This is a genomic window from Pseudoalteromonas sp. SG43-6 (assembly GCF_014164365.1).
In the GTDB taxonomy this organism is placed as follows: Bacteria; Pseudomonadota; Gammaproteobacteria; order Enterobacterales; family Alteromonadaceae; genus Pseudoalteromonas; species Pseudoalteromonas rhizosphaerae.
In genome coordinates, this window is sequence record NZ_JACJEZ010000099.1 from 1 (window position 1) to 5,596 (window position 5,596).

3 protein-coding genes and 1 pseudogene are annotated in these 5,596 nt (G+C 38.7%); 1 reads left to right on the forward strand and 3 read right to left on the reverse strand.

All coding sequences use genetic code 11. From position 1 onward, the window contains the following. Window positions 1–598: 598 nt before the first annotated feature. On the reverse strand, window positions 599–1,456 hold the full coding sequence (locus H5201_RS21955) for a tetratricopeptide repeat protein (RefSeq protein WP_145241107.1): 858 nt from the start codon (window positions 1,454–1,456) through the stop codon (window positions 599–601). A 100-nt stretch (window positions 1,457–1,556) separates the two neighbouring features. Between H5201_RS21955 and H5201_RS21960 the strand changes: the two genes are divergently transcribed. Further along, window positions 1,557–2,867, forward strand: a complete 1,311-nt coding sequence (locus tag H5201_RS21960; protein WP_182785397.1) for a M20 family metallopeptidase — start codon at window positions 1,557–1,559, stop codon at window positions 2,865–2,867. Window positions 2,868–2,883: 16 nt separating this feature from the next. On the opposite strand, the pseudogene H5201_RS21965 reads toward H5201_RS21960, so the two are convergent. Together H5201_RS21965 and H5201_RS21970 are read right to left on the reverse strand one after the other, a co-directional pair. Further along, window positions 2,884–4,683 (reverse strand): annotated as a pseudogene (locus tag H5201_RS21965) (DNA topoisomerase III); the annotation flags it as partial. Between the two features lie 511 nt (window positions 4,684–5,194). After that, window positions 5,195–5,596, reverse strand: a 402-nt coding sequence (locus tag H5201_RS21970; RefSeq protein WP_182785399.1) for a hypothetical protein, incomplete at its 5' end; no start/stop codon positions are given.

The following is a 5,596-nucleotide window of genomic DNA, read 5'->3' on the forward strand; positions in this document are numbered from 1 at the left end:
TTCGATATTGAATTGACTGTGCCGAAGCAACTTATAAATAAGTTACTTCTGTTGGTCACTCAGCTTCTCTTTCGAGAAATCACATTGAGACTCTAAATTTTTTGCCTTGCTTAGCGAACTAAGCTTGGCTGTTAGAACTCAATCTGTACGAGTGCCCACACAGATGATTGCTTTATATTGTTAAAGAACGTTGCGGTTAAAGTTAAACTTTATCTCGCTAGGGCTGCGCATACTACGCCTTCCTATTTTTTTGTCAACACTTAATTTTAAACTTTCTTAAAAATCTAAACTCAAGTTTTACTCGACTAACTGATTAACTCTTGCAGCTTAAGCGTTGCTGTCTGCCGTCTCAGTGGGGTCGCATTATAGGGCGCGGCGAATTTTACGCAAGCGTTTTTTAAAGAAAACTTGAAATAAAGTGCTGTTCGTTCAATTTACGCGCTAAACACACTAAAACCCCTAGTCAGCTGTACAAAATAACAACGACTTTTCCCTGAAAGGATCTTCAGTATTATCTATTATCGATATTTCGCAAGTTTTTGGCATAAAAAAAGCGCCATTAACTTCGGCGCTTTCCATAAAACAAAATAAAAACTTGTTAATAGAGGATACTGTAAAGCTTTCTTCTATATTTAGCCGCTAAACTATCACCATCCGGTAAAGAGGCAATAATAGCTAAATAACTTACCTTGGCATCGGCAAAATTCAAATCTTTTTTCAACACTGTAAACAGTAACTCTAACGCTTGTTCTTTTTTGCCTGCTTGGTCGTATGCTGCACTTAGTTCAACTTTTAACTCAAGATCGTTAGGATACTTTTCAACTTTCGCTTGTAATGCTTTTAGCTCTGGCGATTCTTGTGCTTGAAGTGCTTGTGCGCACTTTGCTTGAATATTTGTAAAGTATGCATCTTGCTCATTTTCATTTACTGAAGCTAACAAAGCTTGCGCGTCATCCAGTTTATGAATTTGAATGCATATATCTGCCAATACTAATTTTATACGCGCATTTGTATTGTCTAATTCGTAAGCCTGCTTGGCAAAATTAAACGCTTGATTTAAATCCTGAGCGATCAGTGCTTGCTTGGCTTGTTCTAACAACATTTCATGAGGCTGCGGTAAATGTTTACTTAACGCTTCTCTGATTTGAGTTTCAGCTTGTGCACCGGCTAATACATCAACAGGTGCTGAATCTTTTAATAGCACTAAGGTTGGTAATGTTTGTAGTCCAACTTGCTGTGCTAGTTGTGCTGCGAGTGCTTGCTCTAAATCACAATCTAATGTGGCAACTAATATATAGTCACCATAATCTTTGGCTATTGTCTGTAAAATAGCTGCTTGAGATTGACACTCTGGACTTTGTGCTGAAAAGAAACTTAACAGGACTAGTTTTTGTTGTGATGTTTCACCCAGCACTTGTTGAAGATTTTGCGGATTAACATTTACCATATTATTCATTGCTATTGATTGCCATATCAGACTATTTAGGGTTTTATATGGAGGCAAACATAATAATTACAAGCCCAGAATCACAAGCCATAAATCAAAAAGGTCTTTTATGAAATTTCATAGTCTATACGCTGCACTTATACTGCTTAGTCCATTAGCAAGCTCAACAACCTTGGAGCTGAAGTTAGATAAAACGATGCCTGCCATTGAAAAGTTTTACTTAGATTTACACCAGTCCCCAGAACTTTCATACCATGAGCAAGAAACGGGAGAAAAGCTTGCCACCAAATTACGTGCGCTTGGCTATGAGGTGACCGACAATGTGGGTGGCTTTGGTGTAGTAGGCTTATATAAAAATGGTGAAGGCCCGACAATAATGATCCGTACTGATACAGACGGCTTACCAATCATAGAACAAACAGGTAAATCATATGCTTCAACAGTCACTGTTATAAATGATGAAGGAGCAAACGTTGGTGTGATGCACGGATGTGGTCATGATATTCATATGAGTTCATTTATTGGTACTGCGCAACAATTAATGCTACATAAAGATGCATGGCAAGGAACCTTAATGATGGTGGCACAACCTGCAGAAGAGGTGGGAGGCGGTGCAAAAGCGATGCTCAAAGAAGGTTTATTTAATAAATATCCGACTCCTGATCACGTTATCGCTTTGCATGTTAGTGCGAGTGTTCCTGCAGGACAAGTCAGTATGAAAAATGAGTACACCATGGCCAGTGTGGATTCAGTAGATATTACGGTTAAAGGTAAAGGTGGTCATGGTGCTTACCCACATATGACTATTGATCCTGTTGTTATCGCATCACGGATCGTGTTGGCACTGCAAACAATTACCAGTCGCGAATTATCACCTCTTGAACCCTCAGTAATTACAGTGGGTTCAATTCACGGTGGAGCTAAACATAATGTAATTTCGAATGAAGTAAAGCTACAGCTGACACTTAGAAGTTATAATCCTAAAATTCGCGAGCAACAAATTGCAGCAATAAAACGTATAACTAAAGGCATTGCATTAAGTGCAGGATTGGATGAAAGCTTAATACCTGTGGTTTATGTACATGAAGATGAGTCAATCCCATCTACATATAACGACCCTGCACAAACTAATATTGTACGTAGTGCGATTAGCTCGGCGATTGGACAAAGTAATGTGCTTGAAACCGAAGCGGTTATGGCAGGGGAAGATTTTGGTTTATATGGCCGCACAGATAAAAACATCCCTATCACCTTATTTTGGTTAGGTGGTGTAGAGCAAGCTCAATATCAAGCGGCACAAACATCAGGGGCAACTTTACCTTCACTACATTCAAGTAAATTTGCACCTGACTATAAAGTTGCAATCCCCACAGGTATCACTGCAATGAGTAACGCTGCGGTGGCTTTGTTTAATCAATAATCTTAGCAATGGATGACTAAGCCGATTTTGTTTTTGGTTTAGTTTTTCTTGTAAAACGCCGCTTTTGCGGCGTTTTTGGTAATTGTGCAAATACGTTGCTATCACAATTTTTGGCAAGTTCCACAAAAGCCGCTAAATCCACTAATAAAGGATTTAAAAATTGTTGATAACTCATTTGTTGTTCTGCTATGTCGCCCAACGATGCTTCCCATTTTGCGGTTAGGTCTGGGCTGGCTAAACCATGCGGTAACGCACTGATCAATGCTTTACCTGTATCGGTTGCTAAAATGAGTTTACCTTGACGTCTTAAAAATTGTCTTCTAAATAATAACTCTAAAATACCCGCTCTGGTTGCTTCGGTTCCTAAGCCATCTGTTTCTTTGAGTATTTTTTTGATTTCTGGATCTTTAACGTACCGACTAATACCTGTCATTGCACTAAGCAGCGTTGCATCATTGAAATGAGCTGGCGGGCTGGTCATTTTATCAATTACTTCACCGCGTTCACACTGCAACTGTTGCCCTTTAATTAATGGCGGCAATATCTGCTCATCTTTTAATGCGGTTTTTCCCATTAACGCTTTAAAGCCTAAACTTACATCTTGTTTTGCGTTGGCTTTAAAAATACCACCATTAATTGTTATTTCAGCCTTTGTTTCATTATAAATGTAGTCTGGATAAAACTGGATCAGATAATGACGGCTAATAAGACCATACACTTTACCTTCTTCAACGCTCAAACTTGCTGACTTTTGCTGCTTAGCGGTAGGAATAATGGCATGATGCGCAGCTACCTTAGCGTCGTTAAAACACTTACTGCGTTTACTCACATCTGCGCCTTGGCTATGAGTGTCATTTTGCCCGCCATTGATGGCAATTGCCTTTATTATACTGGCTGCTTCTTGGTGATGATCTTTGGGCAAGTAACGATTGTCTGAACGTGGATAGGTAATTAGCTTGTGACGCTCATATAAATTTTGACAAATATCCAATACCTTTTGTGCAGGCATTGAAAAAGCTTTCGCAGCATCAATTTGTAACGCTGACAAATTATACGGCAAAGGTGCTTGTTGCTTTTTCTGCTTTTGTTCAAGCGCCGTAACTTCACCTGATTGATTAGAAATTCGCGACGCAACATTCTCAGCAAGGCCTCGATGGAGCACTCGCCCCTCTTCATCTTGATAAGGTTCACACGCTTTGCTTGGTTGCCACTTTGCTGTAAACGGCTCTTTATTTTCGGTACTTAAATGAGCTAATACTTCATAAAAAGGTTTTGGCACAAAATTAGCAATCTCGTTATCACGCTGGACAACCAATCCTAATATCGGTGTTTGTACACGCCCTACTGATAATACATTACCAAACCCTGCTTTTTGACCTGCAAGCGTATAGGCGCGCGTTAAATTCATACCAAACAGCCAATCAGCTCGCGAACGCGCCAAAGCAGATACACTAAGTGGAATAAATTCACGGTTAGAGCGAACGTTTTGCAGCGACTTTTTAACCGCGCTAACATTCAAATCACTGATCAATAAACGTTGAATTTGCTGTTTTTTGGCTTGGCTAAGTTTAACTTGCTCAATCACCTCATCAACAAGTAATTGCCCTTCTCGGTCTGGATCACCAGCATGAACAAGTTGATCAGCTTGTTTGATTAACTTTTTAAGTACCGTAAGTTGCTTACGAGTTTTAGATTTTGCTTTTAACTGCCATTGCTGTGGGATAATCGGTAAGTCATCAAAGCGCCATTTTTTATATTGCTCATTATAATCATCAGGCTCTGCCTGCTCGAGCATTTTGACGAATCCCCAATTTAATTAAAAATATTGTCAATCGTTATCAAACAAGAGCGTTTCTAGTCGATTGTAGAACATAAAGCAGAGTATGAATTCAAATTGCTTAGACTAAAAGTATTGCCCACGATGGAAATGCAAGCCATTCAATAGTTCCTTAAGAGCCCCTTAAATTTCAAAATTAGCTAGTAAGCTCTACGCACTATAACTTTCATCAGAAATGAATAAATATTCAATACCCTAGATTAAAAAGTGGGTATTAGATATGTTATATAACTCACAGGCATTTTTCATACCCATGTTCTTCTTCATTTAATAAAAGGCGAAAATACAGCATGCACCAATACAACACCCAACCATCTGTTTACATTACTTAGATTTAGGGGGGAAGTGGTTGCATCCCTAGTTATACACCACACTCTAAAAACATAGATAATTTTACTATAAGGTTTTTTTGAGTATTTTATTCATCGCCCCTAAGCCAAATCCAATTGCTTTATATCGCTACGATTAGCTAAACTTCATCCCCCAAACTTCAATGTGGTTTTTGGAAACTTCCATCATCTTTTTTAGGGGCATCCAACGTATTTTTAGAATCAGGAAAAGAGTCCTTCTTATGGCTATACTTGTTAACTAAAGCTTTAGCACATTCAGAGCTTCCATTCCTTACACCATCTGAAATAGCTTTTTTTATGTCAGGGGCATTTCTAATAGCATTTTCGATCATGCTAGGAAGTATTTTATTTAACTCTTGAATTGTATAAGAGACTCCAGCCTGCACACCGATATTAATTCCATCGTTAAGCCCTCTTGTATAATCCTCCGATACTTTAATAGCTTTCTCGCTTTCACTTTCTTTAGCAGAAATGAATTCCCCTTCTGTAACGTTTACTGTATCTGTAACGTTTACTGTATCTGTAACGTTTACTGTATCTGT

What these genes read in the sequence shown, in the direction of transcription:
- H5201_RS21955 (WP_145241107.1), bottom strand. Translation starts at nt 1,456, where the DNA reads ATGAATAATATGGTAAATGTTAATCCGCAAAATCTTCAACAAGTGCTG.
- H5201_RS21960 (WP_182785397.1), top strand. Translation starts at nt 1,557, where the DNA reads ATGAAATTTCATAGTCTATACGCTGCACTTATACTGCTTAGTCCATTA.